Origin of the sequence: Bacillus sp. ILBB4 (assembly GCF_035064545.1) — a bacterium.
Classification (GTDB): Bacteria; Bacillota; Bacilli; order Bacillales; family Bacillaceae_H; genus Priestia.
Genome location: NZ_JAIQVD010000002.1, coordinates 597054 through 615502, shown reverse-complemented (window position 1 = coordinate 615502; position 18449 = coordinate 597054). Strand labels below are relative to the sequence as shown.

At 31.8% G+C, this 18449-nt stretch carries 15 protein-coding genes and 1 pseudogene; 14 read left to right on the top strand and 2 right to left on the bottom strand.

The genetic code is table 11. The annotated features are described in order from the left end of the window. Positions 1-233: 233 nt before the first annotated feature. Positions 234-698, bottom strand: coding sequence for a VanZ family protein (locus tag LAV82_RS09325; RefSeq protein ID WP_499715959.1), 465 nt, complete (start codon positions 696-698; stop codon positions 234-236). Positions 699-1825: 1127 nt separating this feature from the next. On the opposite strand from LAV82_RS09325, the gene LAV82_RS09320 reads away from it, so the two are divergent. From LAV82_RS09320 to LAV82_RS09270, 11 genes are all read left to right on the top strand, one after another. Continuing rightward, positions 1826-3652 carry a polysaccharide biosynthesis protein gene (locus LAV82_RS09320; RefSeq protein ID WP_499715958.1) on the top strand — a complete coding sequence of 609 codons (1827 nt, stop codon included), beginning with the start codon at positions 1826-1828 and terminating at the stop codon, positions 3650-3652. 47 nt (positions 3653-3699) lie between these two features. After that, entirely contained in the window at positions 3700-4812 is a 1113-nt protein-coding gene (locus LAV82_RS09315) for a DegT/DnrJ/EryC1/StrS family aminotransferase (protein ID WP_499715957.1), read from the top strand. Positions 4813-4815: 3 nt separating this feature from the next. After that, entirely contained in the window at positions 4816-5427 is a 612-nt protein-coding gene (locus LAV82_RS09310; RefSeq protein WP_499715956.1) for a sugar transferase, read from the top strand. A 64-nt stretch (positions 5428-5491) separates the two neighbouring features. Further along, positions 5492-6007, top strand: a complete 516-nt coding sequence (locus LAV82_RS09305) for a GNAT family N-acetyltransferase (RefSeq protein WP_499715955.1) — start codon at positions 5492-5494, stop codon at positions 6005-6007. 66 nt (positions 6008-6073) lie between these two features. Further along, the gene (locus tag LAV82_RS09300; RefSeq protein WP_499715954.1) at positions 6074-7051 is read left to right on the top strand and encodes an ATP-grasp domain-containing protein; all 978 of its coding nucleotides are present in this window, start codon (positions 6074-6076) and stop codon (positions 7049-7051) included. A 219-nt stretch (positions 7052-7270) separates the two neighbouring features. After that, the gene (locus LAV82_RS09295; RefSeq protein WP_499715953.1) at positions 7271-8473 is read left to right on the top strand and encodes a glycosyltransferase family 4 protein; all 1203 of its coding nucleotides are present in this window, start codon (positions 7271-7273) and stop codon (positions 8471-8473) included. 16 nt (positions 8474-8489) lie between these two features. Beyond that, on the top strand, positions 8490-9527 hold the full coding sequence (locus tag LAV82_RS09290) for a polysaccharide biosynthesis protein (RefSeq protein WP_499715952.1): 1038 nt from the start codon (positions 8490-8492) through the stop codon (positions 9525-9527). Positions 9528-9543: 16 nt separating this feature from the next. Beyond that, positions 9544-10653, top strand: a complete 1110-nt coding sequence (locus LAV82_RS09285; RefSeq protein ID WP_499715951.1) for a capsular polysaccharide biosynthesis protein CapF — start codon at positions 9544-9546, stop codon at positions 10651-10653. 5 nt (positions 10654-10658) lie between these two features. Further along, the gene (wecB, locus tag LAV82_RS09280; protein ID WP_499715950.1) at positions 10659-11786 is read left to right on the top strand and encodes a non-hydrolyzing UDP-N-acetylglucosamine 2-epimerase; all 1128 of its coding nucleotides are present in this window, start codon (positions 10659-10661) and stop codon (positions 11784-11786) included. Next, positions 11783-12901, top strand: coding sequence for a glycosyltransferase (locus LAV82_RS09275; RefSeq protein ID WP_499715949.1), 1119 nt, complete (start codon positions 11783-11785; stop codon positions 12899-12901). The genes wecB and LAV82_RS09275 overlap by 4 nt, the downstream gene beginning before the upstream one ends. Before the next feature lie 9 nt (positions 12902-12910). After that, positions 12911-14149 (top strand): oligosaccharide flippase family protein, encoded by a 1239-nt coding sequence (locus tag LAV82_RS09270; protein ID WP_499715948.1) that lies wholly within the window; start codon positions 12911-12913, stop codon positions 14147-14149. A gap of 519 nt (positions 14150-14668) precedes the next feature. Here the strand turns inward: LAV82_RS09270 and LAV82_RS09265 are convergent. After that, positions 14669-14839, bottom strand: a pseudogene (locus tag LAV82_RS09265) (DDE-type integrase/transposase/recombinase); the annotation flags it as partial. A 227-nt stretch (positions 14840-15066) separates the two neighbouring features. On the opposite strand from LAV82_RS09265, the gene LAV82_RS09260 reads away from it, so the two are divergent. The 3 genes from LAV82_RS09260 to LAV82_RS09250 all read left to right on the top strand — a co-directional run bounded on the left by LAV82_RS09260 (position 15067) and on the right by LAV82_RS09250 (position 18276). Then, the gene (locus LAV82_RS09260; RefSeq protein WP_499715947.1) at positions 15067-16215 is read left to right on the top strand and encodes an O-antigen ligase family protein; all 1149 of its coding nucleotides are present in this window, start codon (positions 15067-15069) and stop codon (positions 16213-16215) included. 611 nt (positions 16216-16826) lie between these two features. Next, positions 16827-17570, top strand: coding sequence for a YveK family protein (locus LAV82_RS09255; protein WP_499715946.1), 744 nt, complete (start codon positions 16827-16829; stop codon positions 17568-17570). Between the two features lie 37 nt (positions 17571-17607). After that, entirely contained in the window at positions 17608-18276 is a 669-nt protein-coding gene (locus LAV82_RS09250; RefSeq protein ID WP_499716133.1) for a CpsD/CapB family tyrosine-protein kinase, read from the top strand. Positions 18277-18449 lie beyond the last annotated feature (173 nt).

The window sequence follows — 18449 nt, the reverse complement described above, 5'->3', positions numbered from 1 at the left end:
AATAGATACAGTAATATTATCATAAAATGGAAATAGATCATCAACTTTATAAAATTAATTTAGTGTGAAGTTTTAGTGCGGATAATCCATGATAATTGAGAAATCGTATTGGAAATGAACATTTATATTCATCTATAGCTGATTAGTTAGTAAGCAAGACCAAGACCAAGATAAAGTTAAATTAAAACCCCTTGAACACATCTTTCACTCAAGGGGTTTTAAGAGGAATAGCTTCAATTTAAATTGGAGACTTTGCTCGTTTTTTTATTTCTAAAGCTATACAAGAAAAATAAAAACAGGGCTCCTCCAAATGAATCAATCATTACATCAGCAATACGTCCATCACGGCCAATAATAAATGCTTGATGAATCTCATCTAAAAAAGCAAAAGCGGCTAGTAGAAGCCATGCTTTTAAAAAACGTCCCCGTCTTTCTTTTAAATTCCAATAAAACAATAGAGCTAGCACACCAAAAAATGAAATATGAGCTAGTTTACGCAAAATAAACTCTAAATCAAATCCATAAGAATAAGCATCATAAAAGTCACTACCAGGCTTTAAAATGCTCCATAAGGTTGCATCGTGATCCCATACAGAAGAATTTCTCCAGGTACTAGGATCTGTGATTAATAAATGAGGGGTATGGGAGAAATGAGCAATGCTTAACATCATCAATAAAATTATTATTTTTTTTATCATACAAAAAATTCCTTCTTCATTAGATTATTCACATATAGTAAGAGAAAAAAGCTTAAAATGCAAGTTTTTTCTAGTTCGTATTTCACAAAATAAATTTTTATATACTTTTCTCTTTAACACAAATAAAAACTTAAAAAAGTTTAAATATCTTTGTGTAGAGCTGATGCTCATTTAAGCAATACTAATTTGCTTTTTAGAATGTTTAATAGGCTAAAATAACTAAATTCCACAAATATCTTTTGAGGAGTTTTTTTAGTTGTTTTATGATTCTAAAAATATATATGACAACATTCGCTGAAAGATCTATATCCAACAAAATTCTATTAAAACATATTAAAAAGATCTTTATTTTTGTATAGGTCTTTTTTATTTGAAAATAGATAACGAGAAGAAAAAATGTTAAAAAGTATACAAAATGAAAAGGGTTTTTATGTTATTTATATCAATCTAAAGAATTATGAATAAACAATTAATGACAAGAAATCCACTTTTCAGGTATTGATTACGACATCTTATGCGTGAAGTGATTTTTTCGACAAAAAAATACAAAATACTTCATATCCAAGAATAAATTGTTATGATACTATTATTTTTGATTCAAGACTAAAGTAACATTGTTAATGAATATAACATTAATAGTGAAAATAAGCCTGGTAAATAAGATTTATTCTTTGGGCGTATTTTTATTGGGGGTTAGTTAAATAAAGAAATGGTGATGTCTCCTTATCATTAACAAAGGAGGTACTCGGCTACGCTGTGGGTGAAAAAAGTATCACCTTAGACACTAGAGTTGTCAATAGCGCGGTGTGAGGAAGGGTTTGATGCCCTATTTATTATACACATTTAATAGACAAGTATGGACAATACTTGTCTATTAAATGTGTATAAATTGTTTTTTGAAAGAAGTGATCAGGGAGCTATGAACGAATTTGATACTTTACCGAAAAGTGTAAAAAAGGCAGTTAGGTATATTAAACAGGATTCAACGCTTGAGCAGTTAATGTACATACAAAAAATACTCAATCAAACTATTAGAGCAAGAAAGGAGGACTTAGCGAATGACAGCAGGTTAAATCTTAAGAGATAACCGTCAATTTAAAAATATGAAGTAAGAAAGGTGATAGAACTTGAATTATAAAAAGAGAATGTCTCTTTTAATGCTCCTAGATTCCATTATTGTATTAGGATCTGTATACGTTAGTTATTTTATTTTACATCCTTATTTTCAAATTCTCACTACGAAAACACTGCTTGTTAGTTCTGTCAGCTTATTTATAGCACATCATGTTTTAGCCAATGTATTTCATCTTTATAAAAAGGCTTGGTCATATGCAAGTATTGGTGAACTGTGGGCTATTTTTAAATCTGTAACATTCTCCGTTGTAGTTACTGCTATTATACAACTAGCATTCTTCCAAGACATTTATTTTAGAACGTTGTTTATTGCATGGCTTCTACATATTTTATTAATAGGTGGCTCTCGCTATGTATGGATTATCTTCCGAAACACATATTTTAAAAAGCAAAACATAGCCGATTACAAACGCACACTTATTATAGGTGCAGGATCAGCAGGTACCATGATAGCAAGGCAGTTAAAAACCAATCATGAAAGTAAGCTTTACCCTGTAGCTTTTATAGATGATGATGTAAAAAAACACAAATTAGAGATTATGGGATTACCTGTTTTAGGTGGAAAAGAAGTCATACAAGATGCGGTTAAACGGTTTAACGTTCATTATGTTATTATTGCTATTCCATCTTTAAAGGCAAGTGAGTTAAAAGAAATATATAACGAATGCGCAAAAACTCAAGCTAAAACACAAATTATTCCTAAAATTGAAGATATTATGCTAGGAAAAGTATCTGTTAATCAATTTAAAGACGTAAAAGTTGAAGATTTACTGGGAAGAGAACCTGTGGAGCTTGATCATGCAGGCATTTTAGAAACAATTGGTGGTAAAACAGTTTTAGTAACGGGTGCTGGAGGTTCTATAGGGTCTGAGATTTGTCGTCAAATTTGTAAGTTTAATCCTAGAAAAATTATTTTATTAGGTCATGGAGAAAATAGTATTTACACCATCGATATGGAGTTGCGTCAGAAGTATCAAACCACTATTGAAATTTTACCTGTTATAGCCGATGTTCAGGATAGAGATCGTATCTTTGAAGTAATGGATACACATAAACCGGATGTCGTTTATCATGCTGCAGCTCATAAGCATGTTCCCCTAATGGAATATAACCCTAAGGAAGCTGTGAAAAATAATGTAATTGGTACAAAAAATGTAGCAGAGGCGGCCGATACATTTTCGGTCCGTAACTTTGTACTGATTTCATCTGATAAAGCTGTCAACCCTACAAATGTTATGGGTTCTACTAAACGAATTGCAGAAATGGTAATTCAAGAATTAAATAGGCATAGCCAGACAAAGTTCGTAGCTGTTCGTTTTGGAAACGTTTTAGGAAGTCGTGGTAGTGTAATTCCTTTGTTTAAAAAGCAAATTCAAACAGGTGGTCCTCTTACAGTTACTCATCCTGATATGACTAGATATTTTATGACTATTCCAGAGGCTTCTAGGCTGGTTATGCAAGCCGGAACGCTTGCTCGAGGTGGAGAAATTTTTGTATTAGATATGGGTGAACCTGTGAAAATTGTGGACCTAGCGAAAAATCTGATTGAACTTTCAGGGTATACGGAAGAAGAGATTGGAATCAAGTATGCAGGAATTCGACCTGGGGAGAAAATGTATGAAGAGCTTCTAGGAAAAGATGAAGTACACGATGAGGCAATTTTCCCTAAGATTTTTATTGGGAAATCTGTAAAAGTGGATTTTTCTAGGGTTACAACGTTGGTTAATAATTATGAGGTTTACGATACAGAGTATACGAGAGAGTATGTGTTAAGTTTGGCGAATGAACGTGAAGGTGTACTAGTAAGAAATGCGAACTAACATGCTAGAGAAATAAATATAGATTACTAGGAAGGAAGTTTAAAGCAATGGGAGATAGAATTTTTCTATCATCACCACATATGAGTGATGAGGGTTATGAAATGGAATATGTTCAGGAAGCTTTTGATACAAACTGGATTGCTCCTCTTGGAGAAAATGTGAACGAATTTGAAAGAGAGTTAGCAGAAAAGGTTGGGTCTAAAGCTGCTGCCGCTCTATCTTCTGGAACAGCTGCTATTCATTTAGCTTTGAAAGCGGCAGGAGTAGGTGAAAGGGACATTGTTTTTTGTCCTACACTTACTTTTTCTGCTACAGCTAACCCTATTATCTATCAAAATGCTACACCAGTTTTTATAGATAGTGACTATAAAACCTGGAATATGTGTCCGGAAGCACTAGAAGAAGCTTTTGCAAAATACCCTAATGTTAAAGCTGTTATTGTTGTACATCTATATGGATTATCATCGGATATGGATAAAATTACAGAGCTTTGTAAAAAACATAATGTTGCGTTAATTGAAGATGCAGCCGAAAGTTTAGGCACATACTATAAAGGACAACACACAGGAACTTTTGGTGAGTATGGTATTTTTTCTTTTAATGGAAATAAAATTATCACTACTTCTGGTGGGGGAATGCTTGTTTCTAACAATGAGGAAAAGATTACAAAGGCTCGATTTTGGGCTACTCAAAGTCGTGATCAAGCAAGACATTATCAACATAGTGAATTAGGCTTTAACTATCGTATGAGTAATGTTGTTGCGGGAATCGGTAGAGGGCAGCTTAAAGTTTTAGATAAGCGAGTAGAAAAGAAAAGATATATTTTTGAATTTTATAAGAGGGAGTTAGGAGAACTTGAAGGGGTTGAGTTCATGCCTAGCAATGAATGGAATGAACCTAATTATTGGTTAAGTTCAATGATACTAAGAGATAACGTAAGACCATTTGATATTATGGTAGCTTTAGAAGATGAGAATATTGAGTCAAGACCAATTTGGAAGCCAATGCATATCCAGCCGTTTTTTAAAAAGTATGATTTTGTCGGAACAGATGTATCGGAGAAACTATTTGAGAATGGTGTATGCCTTCCTTCTGACACTAAGATGACGGATAAGGATTTGGAGAGAGTTGTAGAGATTATAAAAGGGTTGTGGACATAAATAGTGAAAAATTCAAACTTATTTATAAAAAGATTGATTGATTTATTTGGAAGTTTAGTAGGTTTAATTATCATTTCACCAATTCTTATCGTTTTAGCAATCTCTATAAAATTGACATCAAAAGGTCCTATATTTTTCAATCAGGAAAGATTGGGTAGAAATGGGAAAGTTTTTAAAATTATCAAATTTAGAACAATGGTCGTTAATGCTGAAAGAATTGGAGATGGTTTAACTCTAAAAAGTGAAAATGATGATCGGATTACCAAAATAGGAAGGATTTTACGCGCGACAAGTTTCGATGAGTTACCGCAATTATTTAATGTTTTAGCAGGTCAAATGAGCCTTGTAGGTCCTCGTCCACCAGTTGTATATTTTCCTTATGACGGATTTGAAAACTATCCTAAATGGGCAAAAAAGCGTTTTAGAATGTCTCCTGGAATGACAGGATTAACACAAGTAACTGTCAGAAATTCAGTTAGTTGGGATGATCGTATTATTGTTGATAACGAATATATTGATGCATTCAATGTATGGCTTGATATTAGAATTTTGTTCAAAACAGTATATAAGCTCTTCAAGTCTGAAAATGTTTATATGAAGACAGAGAAAAAATAAATAATAAAAATATTTTAACTGGATTTGAAGCAACGGTTGAAAACAAATTCAAAGAGGTGAGAGTGTGATAAAAGGAGAAAAGATATATCTTCGACCTATTCTAAAGGAGGATATCACGTTTCTTAATGACTGGAAAAATGACGAAGAAACTTATCGATATCTTGGTGGGGGATTTATGCCTACATCCATAAATCAACAAGAAAAATGGGTTGACTCTATGATAGATACTTCAGGTAATGATAAGCGCTTTATAATTTGTGATAGTGCAAAAGTACCTGTTGGAATGGTTGGTTTATACGATATTAGTTGGATTCATCGCACCTGTGAAATAGGTATATTCATCGGCTGTAAAAGTGCCAAAGGAAAAGGGTACGGAAAAGAAGCATGCACATTAATAGAGAAATTTGCCAAGGAATACCTTAACTTGAGGAAGATAAAATTAAATGTTGTATCTGTTAATGAAGCTGCTGCTTCCATGTGGAAATCTCTGGGGTATAGGAAGATTGGAGAATACATAGATGAACGTTTTATTGAAGGAGAGTATAAGAGCCTAACTTTAATGGAGAAATTTATTAATTGAGAGATTATATTGTGCTTTTATATATAGCATTTTTAATAGGTGTTAAAGGCTTGGAGGAACTGATAAATGAGTAATGAAATGAACATTTTGATATTAAGTTGTGGTACTAGAAATAAAATTGTTGAATATTTCAAAAAAGAGTTAGCTGGAAAAGGACTTGTTCTAGCTACAGATTGTAGCAATTTAGCACCGGCCTTATATGAAGCAGATAAACATTTTATTGTCCCTAGAATGGATGAGGAAGGGTACTTCGATGTTATTCTCTCCCTTTGCAAAGAGAACAAAATAAAAGCTGTCTTGTCATTAATTGATCCAGAGCTTAGTCTTCTGGCTGAACACAAACAAGCTTTTTTGGAAATTGGTACGGTTCCTATTGTACCAGAAATTGATGTTGTTGAGATGTGCTTTGATAAGTACAGGATGTATGATTTCTTGGTTAAGGGCGGTTTTAAAACTATCAAAAGTTATATTGACGAAGGGGGATTTTACAGCGATGTGGAAGCCGGAGTTATAAATTATCCGGTCTTTATAAAACCTGTTAAAGGTAGCGCGAGTATTAATATAAGTAAGGTTACACAGAAGGAAGAAGTTGAATTGTTATTTAGTCGTTTCGATAATCTGATGATTCAAGAGTTTATGGATGGAACTGAATATGGTGTAGATGCTTATATTGATATGATCTCTGGTGAATTAGTTTCAATTTTTATAAAAGAAAAGATAAAGATGAGGGCGGGAGAGACAGATAAGTCAGTTTCTATTAAAGATGAAAAACTTTTCGAATTAATCAAGGATTTCGTAAAAAAGGCTGGGTTTAAAGGCATTATTGATATAGACGTTTTTAAAGTCAATGGTGAATATTACATTTCAGAAGTTAACCCTCGATTTGGAGGAGGATACCCTCATGCATATGAAAGTGGTGTTAACGTCCCAGAGATGATTATTAAAAATCTAAATGGAAATGTGAATGTAGATATAATTGGAAAATATGAAGAGGGTATTTATATGATGAAGTACAATGAGATAAAAATATTTTCGGAACAATAAGGGAACATTTGTATAAAAGGATGATTTTATGATTAAAAATACATTGTGCAAGTGTAGAAATATAACCTTTTGGGGTTTAGATTCTATCAATGGAAGAATTGTAAGAAGAGCTTATGAAAAAAAACTAATAGCTGTGCCTTGTAGTAGTAATTTGTCTCCGGAAGATTTATATAGATCAATATATTCCCTTAACGAATATAAACTCCAGCAGGTGATGAAGTGAACATACTTTTTTTGACATTATCTAATATGGAAGATATTAATCAAAGGGGAATCTATACTGATCTTGTGAGGGAGCTCGCTTATAAGGGAATAAATATGCATGTTGTTTCTCCTAGGGAAAAGAGAACCAGTTTACCTACGGAGTTGTCTATACATGACAATATAAAAGTCTTGAAGGTTAGAACAGGTAACATAACAAAGACAAATTTTATTGAAAAAGGTATATCAACTTTAAGTATAGAGAGACAATTTCTAAATGCTATATTTAAATATTTCTCAGATATTCACTTTGATATGGTATTGTATTCGACTCCCCCAATAACATTCGGAAAGGTAGTTAAGTACTTTAAAGAAAAGCATAATAGCAAAACATATTTGATACTTAAAGATATATTCCCACAAAATGCTGTTGATATAGATTTGATTAAAGAAGGAAGTCTTATTTGGAAATATTTTAGAAATAAAGAGAAAAGATTGTATGAATTGTCAGATATAATTGGTTGTATGTCTAAAGGAAATGTTGATTACATATTAAACCACAATTCATCTATTGATCGGAAGAAAATGGAGATTTTCCCCAACTCAATCATGCCCGTTGAAAAAAGAAATAGAACCATTAGGAATAAAGATTTTCTTAAGAAATATAACATTCGTAATGATTCAACGTTATTTATATATGGGGGGAATTTAGGAAAGCCTCAAGGGATAGATTTTTTATTGGAAGTAACTGATAATTTTCATAAGGTTGAAAACAGTCATTTATTAATCGTTGGTAATGGCACTGAATTTGAAAAGATTAGGAGTCATATAGATGCTCAGAATCCTAGCAATGTAAGTTTATACAATAGGCTTCCTAAAGATGAGTACGACCAACTGCTTGAAATAGCCGATGTAGGATTAATCTTTTTAGACAAAAGATTTACAATCCCTAATTTCCCTTCAAGGCTTACAGCTTATATGGAATATTCACTTCCAGTAATAGCAGCAACTGATATAAACACAGATTTAAAGGATGTATTAGTGGAAGCAAAGTGTGGACTGTGGTCAGAAAGTGGAGATATAAATTCTTTTATCGAGAATTCTAACCAACTTTCATTGGACAAGAAGTTAAGAGCTAAAATAGGTACAAATGGAAGAGAATACTTAGAAGATTACTATGATATAAGAGAGACAGTAGATATTATTACAAAGCATTTATAAATGGAGATGAGAACAAATGTTCAAGGACAAAACTTTGCTTATTACAGGCGGTACAGGCTCTTTCGGTAATGCAGTTATGAAGGGATTCTTAGATACTGATATAAAAGAAATTCGTATTTTTTCACGGGATGAAAAAAAACAAGATGATATGAGAAAACAGTATAAAAATGCTAAGCTTAAGTTTTATCTTGGAGATGTAAGAGATTTAGGAAGTGTCAAAAATGCTATGCATGGCGTTGATTATATCTTCCATGCTGCTGCATTGAAGCAAGTGCCTTCATGTGAATTTTTCCCAATTGAAGCTGTGAAGACTAATATTTTAGGTACAGATCATGTTTTAACAGCTGCTATAGAATATGGTGTTGAAAAAGTAATTTGCCTCTCAACCGATAAAGCAGCTTACCCTATCAATGCCATGGGCATATCCAAGGCAATGATGGAGAAAGTCTTCGTAGCAAAATCTAAAACCGTGTCTTCAGATAAAACTCTCATTTGTGGAACGCGATATGGTAATGTAATGGCTTCACGTGGATCGGTGATACCATTATTTATTGAGCAGATTAAGAATGGACAGCCTTTAACAGTAACTGACCCACATATGACAAGATTTCTAATGAGTTTAGAAGAGGCAGTCGAGTTAGTTATATTTGCTTTTCAAAATGCTGAGGCAGGAGATATTATGGTCCAAAAATCCCCAGCTAGTACTATTGGTGATCTTGCCCAAGCTATAAAGGAATTGTTTAACGTTGATAATGAAATTAAAGTTATTGGAACTCGACATGGGGAAAAACGCTATGAAACTCTTCTCACAAAAGAGGAATATGTAGGGGCAGAAGATCTAGGTGGTTTCTTTAGAGTTCCTGCAGATCAAAGAGATCTTAACTATGATAAGTACTTCGCCGAGGGAGATAAAAAACTTACCACTATAGGGGAATATAATTCTGATAATACACAAATTCTAGGCATCGAACAAATTAAAGAAAAGCTACTTGGATTAGAATATGTTCAAAATGAATTGACGAAATGGTCTAAAAACGTGCGCGTAATAAACTAAAGGATGGAATTAATTTATGAATATTCTTGTTACAGGTGCAAAAGGTTTTGTAGGGAAAAATCTTATCGCCGAGCTTAAAAATAGAGGATATAGTAATATATTTGAATTCACTAAGGAAAGTGACCTATCATCGCTTGAAGAATATACAAAAAAATGTGATTTTGTATTCCATTTAGCCGGTGTAAATAGACCAAAGAGTGAAAGTGAATTTATGGAAGGTAATTTTAGTTTCACTTCTCAATTAATAGAATTACTTAAAAACCATGAAAATAAAGCTCCTGTTCTTATTGCCTCATCTATTCAAGCAGAAATGGATAATCCTTATGGAAGAAGTAAGAAGGCTGGAGAAGATTTGCTAATTAATTATTATATGGAAACGGATGCGAAAGTCTATGTATATAGGCTACCAAACTTATTTGGTAAGTGGAGCAAACCTAACTACAATACAGTTGTAGCTACTTTTTGTCACAATGTAGCTAGGGGTATGGATATCCATGTAAATAATCCAGATACAGATCTTAACCTATGTTATATAGATGATTTGTTAGAAGAGTTTTTAAGAGCTCTAGAGGGAAATCCGACTATCCAAAATAATTACTGTATTGTACCCAAAACACATAATATTAAACTTGGAGAGTTAGCTGAGCTAATAAAAAGTTTTAAAGAAAGTAGAGAAACTTTAAGTATTCCAAATATGGAAGAGGAACTAATTAAGAAGCTTTATAGTACTTATTTAAGCTTTCTACCGGAAGATATGTTTTCATATGATCTCAAAATGAATATTGACCATAGAGGGTCTTTTACAGAATTTATTAGGACGCCTGAGAGAGGTCAGATTTCGGTAAACGTATCAAAACCTGGAATAACCAAAGGTAACCATTGGCATCATACTAAAAACGAAAAATTCCTGGTAGTAAGTGGGGAAGGTTTAATTAGGTTTAGAAAGCTACACTCGGATGAAATAATTGAATATAAAGTAAGTGGAGCAAAGTTGCAAGTTATAGATATTCCAATTGGATATACTCACTCAATTGTGAATGTGGGAGAAGCTGATCTTGTAACAATAATGTGGGTAAATGAATGCTTCGATTTAGATAAACCTGACACATATTACTTGGAGGTTTAAGAGGGATGAATAGAATGAAAATTATGACTATAGTAGGAACAAGACCTGAAATTATAAGATTATCTGAAGTTATAAAAGCTTGTGACAGGTACTTTGAGCATACTCTAGTTCATACAGGACAAAACTGGGATTATACCCTTAATGATATATTCTTCGAAGAGTTAGGCTTAAGACAACCGGATCATTTTCTAGGAGTTGTTGGTGAAGACCTTGGGGAAACTATGGGAAATATTATCTCTGCATCGTATAAAATTTTAAAACAAGAACAACCTGACGCCCTATTAATTTTGGGAGACACAAATAGTTGTTTAAGTGCCGTTTCAGCTAAACGTTTAAAGATACCTATTTTTCATATGGAGGCGGGAAATCGTTGTTTTGATCAAAATGTACCAGAGGAAATTAATCGAAAAATTGTTGATCACTTATCAGACGTTAACCTTCCGTATACAGAGCACAGTCGTCGCTATCTTTTATCAGAAGGCATTCGTAAAGAACATATTTTTGTGACTGGATCACCTATGACAGAAGTGCTCAATAAAAACATGGGTAGTATTAAACAAAGTAAAGTACTTGAGGAACTAAACCTTGAAAAAGGTAAATACATTCTTGTTTCTGCACATCGTGAAGAAAATATCGATAACGCAGAAAATTTTCTGTCACTCATGAACGCAATAAATAACATTGCTGAAAAATACCAATTACCAATTATTTATTCTACTCATCCACGTAGCTGGAAGAAAATTGAAGAAAGTGAATTCCAATTCCATCCACTTGTTCATCAATTAAAGCCATTCGGATTCTTTGACTATAATCAGCTACAATCAAATGCTTTTACTGTATTATCCGATAGTGGCACTCTTTCAGAGGAATCAGCAATTCTAGGATTTCCAGGTGTTCTAATCAGAACATCTACTGAACGACCGGAAGTACTTGATAAAGGAACAGTAATTATTGGTGGAATTACAGAGAAGGAGATTGTTCAAGCAGTTGAATTGAGTAGAGCGATGCAGGAAAATAAAGAAAAAACAGTTCTCGCAATGGATTATGCAGATGAAAATGTATCGGTCAAAGTAATAAAAATCATACAAAGTTATGGGAAAATAATTAATCAATTTATTTGGAGAAAAGCATGAAAATTTTAGTTTTAAATGTAGCTGCATCTTCTGGTGGCGCATTATCAATACTAAATGATTTTTATAATTATGTGAAAGAGAACGATCAAAACAATGATTGGGTATTTTTACTTAGTACACCGCAACTTAAAGAAAGAGAAAATATTAAAATAATAAATACATCTTGGATAAAAAAATCATGGATTCATAGACTGTATTGGGATTTAGTAGAAGTGAGGAAGATTATAAATAACATAAAACCTGATATTATTCTATCTCTACAAAATACTGGAGCTTTAGGTGTTGATATCCCACAAATTATATACTTGCATCAATTAATACCCTTTCAGGAAACTAAAAATTTTAGTTTCCTGAAAAAGGGTGAATTCATGTATGCTGTTTATCAAAAGATAATAGGAAGATTGATTAAGACATCTATTACATCCGCTAATTATACTATTGTTCAAACTGATTGGTTGAAAAATATTTTGATCAAAAAAACTAAATTAAACAATGATAATATCTTAGTAATCCCTCCTAGTTTAAATATTCCATTTTGCAGCGAGAAAGAAATGGAAAAGGTCAAAGAAAATATAAACAATAAAAAAACCTTTTTTTACCCTGCTAAGCCATTAATATATAAAAATCACATGGCAATAATTAATGGAACCAAGTTTTTAGTTAATAAGGGTTATAGTGATTTTTTAATTGAGTTAACTATAGATGCAAATGGAGACAAGTGTCCGAACACTATCTTGGAAGAAATGAGATTTGCTAAAAGACAATTTAATTTAACAGGATTTTTAGAGAGGGAAGAGGTTTTAAATAAATATAAAAACTCAATACTCATAATGCCATCATATATAGAATCCTTTTGTTTACCTTTAGAAGAGGCAAAGCGAATGGGAGGAATGATTCTCGCACCAGATTTACCCTACGCTAAAGAAGTATTAAAGAATTACCCAAATGTATTATTTTTTAATCCTTTCGACCCGAAATCATTAGCAGACCAAATGGAGCGAATTTTAAATAATGATTTTAATTATAGAACAATGAAGATGCCAGAACATAAAAATGTTAATAGTTGGGATAAGTTGTTGGATTTATTGAAAAAAATAGAGAAAACTTCAGGTTGAAATAAATAAATGAAGAAAAATATATTTGAAATAGTAAATTATAGTTTTGCGAAAGGTATTCCAGCTCTATTAGGATTGTTATTCACTCCTTTTCTAATTAAAAACTTATCAGTTGAATCCTATGGGAATTTTAATATTTTGAATCAACTTTTTTTGTTCTTAAATTCATTTACACTAATTACCACATTCACTCTTCAACGTGAATATTTAAAGGATCGTTTGATATTAAATAAAATAATTATAGTAACCCTTTATATATCTAACTTAATGTTTTTATTGTTTGTAATTTTTGTATATAGGTTAAGTCTTAGTAGCCTTCCTTTCTTAAGTTTAATTGTGTTTTATTTTATTTTTATTTTTATGGGAATTTATCAGAATCAAATGATAGCCCTTAACGCGGTAAATAATAGTAAAGCATATATGTTTAATCAAGTACTATTTTCTATACTTAAATTTGTTTTCAGTACTGTATTAGTAATTATTACTTCCAATTATCTAAGTGTATTTATTGGAATTGCTTTGGCATTAATCATTACTAGTTATAATATACTTGGAAAATTAGATCTTCATATTAAGAACTTTAATACGAAACTTGACAAAGAATTAATAATAAAAATAATCAAGTATGGTTTACCTTTATCTGTATTTAGTTCTCTAGATATATTACTAAACTATATGGATGTTTTTTTGATGAAGGTATTAAAAGGCAGTGAGTATAGTGGAATATATGGTGGGATCTACAATACAGTAAACTTTATAATTCTATTTCCATATTCTATAATGGCGATTATTATACTGCCAAAAATAGTTAGATATGAAAATGAAAATCAAAGAAAGTCAACTGTTAAAGTTGTTATGCGCTCCATCGTTACATATAGTCTAATGACTCTACCAGTATTAGCGTTATATTTTAACGATAATTTAAGAGAATTTTTAATTAATCTTTTACTTACGTCTGATTATTTACCATACTCAGATGTAGGATTTATATTATTAGTAGCCATGATTTTAATGGGTCTTAATAAAATTTTAATGATTTTTTTTCAAGTTGTTTTAAATAATATATGGAAATTAGTGATACCTCTTTTAGTGTGCTTATTGCTAAATTTTCTGCTTAATTTACTATTAATTCAAAAATACGATATATTAGGAGCGGCGATAGCGACAGCTGTTTCAAATATATTATTATTTATATGGTTAATAAAAATATATCTTAATATAAGGGTGAACGAAAATTACTCCAAATAATACAGTCTTGAGGTATTCAGGTATCAACCAAGACTGTATGTTATCCGACTCAGCAGGTAAAGGTTTTGAATTAGGAGCATGTTATTTCAGCAGTTGAATGGACTTACTAGTGGTTACCTGAGATTAGAACTAATAAATAAATAAAAAAACTATTATCAAGTCAATTATTACAAGAAAATTTAGGTTTACACAGTCACACTAGTAGCTATCCATCTTAAAAGCTGAGTGATTCTGCTGTGAAAATCACTTTTTATAAACGGAAAATGGGAATTTTCTTTAAATTAGTATCTCATGAAGCTCACTCACACGGTTGTTGGATGAATTCCTGTTGGTTCTAGAAAGACTTATGTATTGTTTCTATTTTAGAAATAATGGGCTTCGTTGGATAAAAAGACTTTAATGAAACAAAATCACTTTTAATAAGCCGATAATCTTTTCCTGCTATGTTATTCAGATATTGCATTTTTCTTATTTAACTGCTTATGGGCATCTTTTTTTCGTTTTTTAACTCTTAAAAAGCTATAGAATGAGTAGAATTCTTATCGGTGTTATAACATAGGGGGGAATATGAAAAGACCGCAAAGCTTTTTCAAAGGGTCGCTTCGCAGCCTTCTGATTTTTTGTTTTATTTAAATGAAAATCAGTGTTATTCCCTTCTGAATCTAAAGCCTTGTACAAATATATCCATTCATCTTCGAACTTTCATATACGTTTCATCAACTCTTCAGGAATTATTATTTATTCTTAAAGTGAAGTCATGCTTGTTCATTTAATTCAGCTCCACCTAATGGGGAAAACCTAGGTTGAGATTTTAATAAAGTTATATTAGGTCGGATAGCATTGCCATTTAAAAATGTTTGGTCTAGTTTGTGAAACGGTATATTATGAAAGAATAAAAATATCAGGGCGGTTGCGGTATGAAAAAAAATGCATTCATCTTATTTTATACCTATATTATTTTCGGGTTCCTCTCGTATATGAAAGTTCCGTATAATAATATTTTTTATCAAAGTAAATTTATCATTATTAGTATTTCTTTTGGATTATTATTTTTATCGACATATAAACGTTTTCTAACTAAAAAAAAGCTATCGATTAATAAAAGTCTTTTGTTCCTTCTGTACTTATGGCTTATTTTTATGATTAGTTCAATGTTTATTAATTTTACAGGATTTAATGGAGCATTTTTTGCATTATCCTTAGTATGTGTATTATTTTTTTCTTTAATTTTATTACCTGAAAATTACAATGTGGGCAATTTGGATACATTGCTTTCATCGTTTTTGAAAGTTTTATTATTTACTACATTATTTAGTATCATTTATTCGCTCGTAGGGTTCACCCCTAAAAGTTACATTGATCCCTCTACTTTTAGAAGTAGATATACATTTGGTTTCTCAAATGCTAATTACTTAGGAATGGTTTCGTTTTTAGGCATAACATTAAGTATTGTACTATTTTTTATTAGAAAAAAATTAGTATATTTAGTACCTTTATCAATTTTCGTTTATACAGTAATAGTATCTGATAGTAGAACGGCTTTATGGTCAGCATTACTTTGGGGATTCACTTTTATTACATTTAAACTAATAAATAAACCACAGATCCAAATTATCTTAGCGCCTGCTCTTGTGCTTGTTACTCTAATTCTCACGAGAACTAAATCATTAACTTATGAGAAAGTTGATCAACTTTCAAGTTACAGATTAACTAACTGGATGATATTAACAAAAGATATGAATTATATAGAATTAATTTTTGGAAAAGGCATAGGTATTTCCGCCTCGGATTTAGCAAATAATACTACTTTTGATAATTTTTTTGTTGGTATGTTTGTACAATCTGGAATCATAGGCTCACTTCTTTTAGTAACAATTCTCAGTTTAATTTTCATTAAGATTATAAGGCTAAAAGATACTTCGAAAAAAAGAATTGCTATTTCTTTTTATTTGAGTTGGATACTATATTCTGTATTCGAAAGTTCTTTTATTTCATTGAGCAATCCAATTAGTATAATAATATGGATAATAATTGGGATGACTATAGCGCAAAAATCTGCCCACTAATTATATATGTTCAGATCAATTAGTTTGTAGTTAAAGATCTTCCATATATTACATAAATCGTATTACCGCCGTGGGCACTCACACCTATATTTTCAATAACAATAAAATCCTCATGGGGTAAATCTTGCAAAGGGATATCTAAAAGCTCTCGCAAAGATTATGATTCTTAATAGAGTAGAAGCTTATAAGGTTGAAACAGGACCGGACTTAGTGCACTTGAAATGATAGGTGTTTTGGAAAAGGTATGCGCTAGAAAAGCTCACTATTGTATTATCTCACGCTGTCATAGTGAATAACGTTTGCAAGAAAATGAAAGTTTTATTTAAGCAAAATTATTAGCGATCCCGGTCACGGAGAGGTAAATTACAACAATGTTTAGTTAATAATTGTAATAGAAGAATTATTGAAGAGATAAAGTAATTGTTTAGATGTAGCATACAATACAATTCTAAGGCACTTATAACTTCCTATCTTTAAAAAGAACAAAAAGTCTTAATAAAAATCATTAAATATTTATTTACAAAATTATATAGAAAATGAATGTACTGTAAATTATAATAAATAATAGTTTACAAGATTTACATTACAACTAAGGTATTCGGAGGTTACTTATGGAAGAAGCCATTGATTTAAGACAGTTAATGGGGGCGCTTAAAAAGCGGTTCTGGTTAATTGCCTTAATTACGATCATAGCAGCAACAATCAGCGGTGTTGTCAGCTTTTTTGTCTTAACACCTGTATATGAAGCTAATACTCAGATTCTAGTTAATCAAGCAAAATCAAAAGAGCAGTTTTACAATTCATCTGAATTGCAAACAAATGTTCAATTAATTCAAACGTATAATGATATCATTAAAAGTCCAGCGATTTTAGGAGAAGTAACAAAGCAATTAGATTTAGATATGACTCCTAAACAGTTAAGCAATCAAATTCAAGTGACTAATTCACAAGACTCTCAGGTTGCTCATATTGTAGTACAAGATACAAATGCTAGACTAGCAGTGAAAATTGCAAACACAACAGCAGCTGTATTTAAAAAAGAAGTGCCTAAAATTATGAGTATTGATAATGTGAGTATTTTAGCAAAAGCGCAGCTTGATGAAGCGCTAAGTCCAGTTAAACCGCAGCCGTTTTTGAATATTGCAATAGCGGTAGTTGTGGGGTTAATGGTTGGCGTAGGCTTAGCCTTCTTACTAGAGTACCTAGATAATACAATCAAAAATGAACAGGATGTTGAACGTATTTTACAATTACCTGTTATTGGCGTGATTTCTGTTATTAAAGAAGAAGAGCTTAGGAATCTTTCTTCCGCTAGTTATGTATCAGCAGTAAGGGGGGAGTCACGCGGTGCTTAAAATATTCAAGAAATCAAAGTCTGTTTCAAAAAAATTAATGCATATGCGCAGTCTAATTTCGCATCAAAAACCTAAATCTCCTATCACGGAGCAGTATCGTACAGTACGTACCAACATTCAGTTTTCGAATGTGGATCATGATATAAAGTCCATTATGGTTACGTCTTCATTTCAAGAGGAAGGTAAGTCAACAACCGCGGCAAACATAGCAGTTGTTTTTGCTCAGCAAAAGAAAAAAGTGTTGCTGGTGGATGCAGATTTACGTAAGCCTAGCGTACAGTATACGTTTCAATTGCAAAATCATTTGGGTTTAACTAATGTATTAACGAGGCAGATGGTGTTTCATTCTGCAGTTCAAGCTACAGGAATAGATTCCCTGGACGTGTTAACTAGTGGGCCTATTCCTCCAAATCCAGCAGAATTGCTTGGGTCACAGGCGATGAAAGATTTTATGGAAGAGATATATGAGCAATACGATATTGTAATTTTTGACACGCCACCTGTATTGCCAGTGGCCGATGCTCATATTTTGGCCAATCAATGTCATGGTCTTGTATTGGTTATAAAAAGTGGACATGTAGAAAAAGATTCTGCACTCAAAGCGAAAGATATATTAGAAAACGCAAAAGGAAAACTTCTTGGAGTTATACTTAACCAAAAACAGCAATCAGATGATGAGCAATATTATTATTATGGTACAAAGTAGTAAAAAAGATTCTTAGGAGGGGGATTAACTTCTGTTAAGTAAACAATGATAAAAAAACTACATAGCCAGTATGTTTCGGTATTCGCCGGAGCATACTGGCTTATTTTGTTTGAAATTAGTAAAGTTAGGTATATAATACCTCGGCTGCTTAAAACAATTTATTTTCTATCTTA

Bases quoted from the DNA above. Each gene is read 5' to 3' on its own strand.
- wecB (WP_499715950.1), top strand. From the start codon at position 10,659: ATGAATAGAATGAAAATTATGACTATAGTAGGAACAAGACCTGAAATT.
- LAV82_RS09285 (WP_499715951.1), top strand. From the start codon at position 9,544: ATGAATATTCTTGTTACAGGTGCAAAAGGTTTTGTAGGGAAAAATCTT.
- LAV82_RS09250 (WP_499716133.1), top strand. From the start codon at position 17,608: ATGCATATGCGCAGTCTAATTTCGCATCAAAAACCTAAATCTCCTATC.
- LAV82_RS09300 (WP_499715954.1), top strand. From the start codon at position 6,074: ATGAGTAATGAAATGAACATTTTGATATTAAGTTGTGGTACTAGAAAT.
- LAV82_RS09270 (WP_499715948.1), top strand. From the start codon at position 12,911: ATGAAGAAAAATATATTTGAAATAGTAAATTATAGTTTTGCGAAAGGT.
- LAV82_RS09275 (WP_499715949.1), top strand. From the start codon at position 11,783: ATGAAAATTTTAGTTTTAAATGTAGCTGCATCTTCTGGTGGCGCATTA.
- LAV82_RS09255 (WP_499715946.1), top strand. From the start codon at position 16,827: ATGGAAGAAGCCATTGATTTAAGACAGTTAATGGGGGCGCTTAAAAAG.
- LAV82_RS09315 (WP_499715957.1), top strand. From the start codon at position 3,700: ATGGGAGATAGAATTTTTCTATCATCACCACATATGAGTGATGAGGGT.
- LAV82_RS09260 (WP_499715947.1), top strand. From the start codon at position 15,067: ATGAAAAAAAATGCATTCATCTTATTTTATACCTATATTATTTTCGGG.
- LAV82_RS09325 (WP_499715959.1), bottom strand. From the start codon at position 698: ATGATAAAAAAAATAATAATTTTATTGATGATGTTAAGCATTGCTCAT.
- LAV82_RS09290 (WP_499715952.1), top strand. From the start codon at position 8,490: ATGTTCAAGGACAAAACTTTGCTTATTACAGGCGGTACAGGCTCTTTC.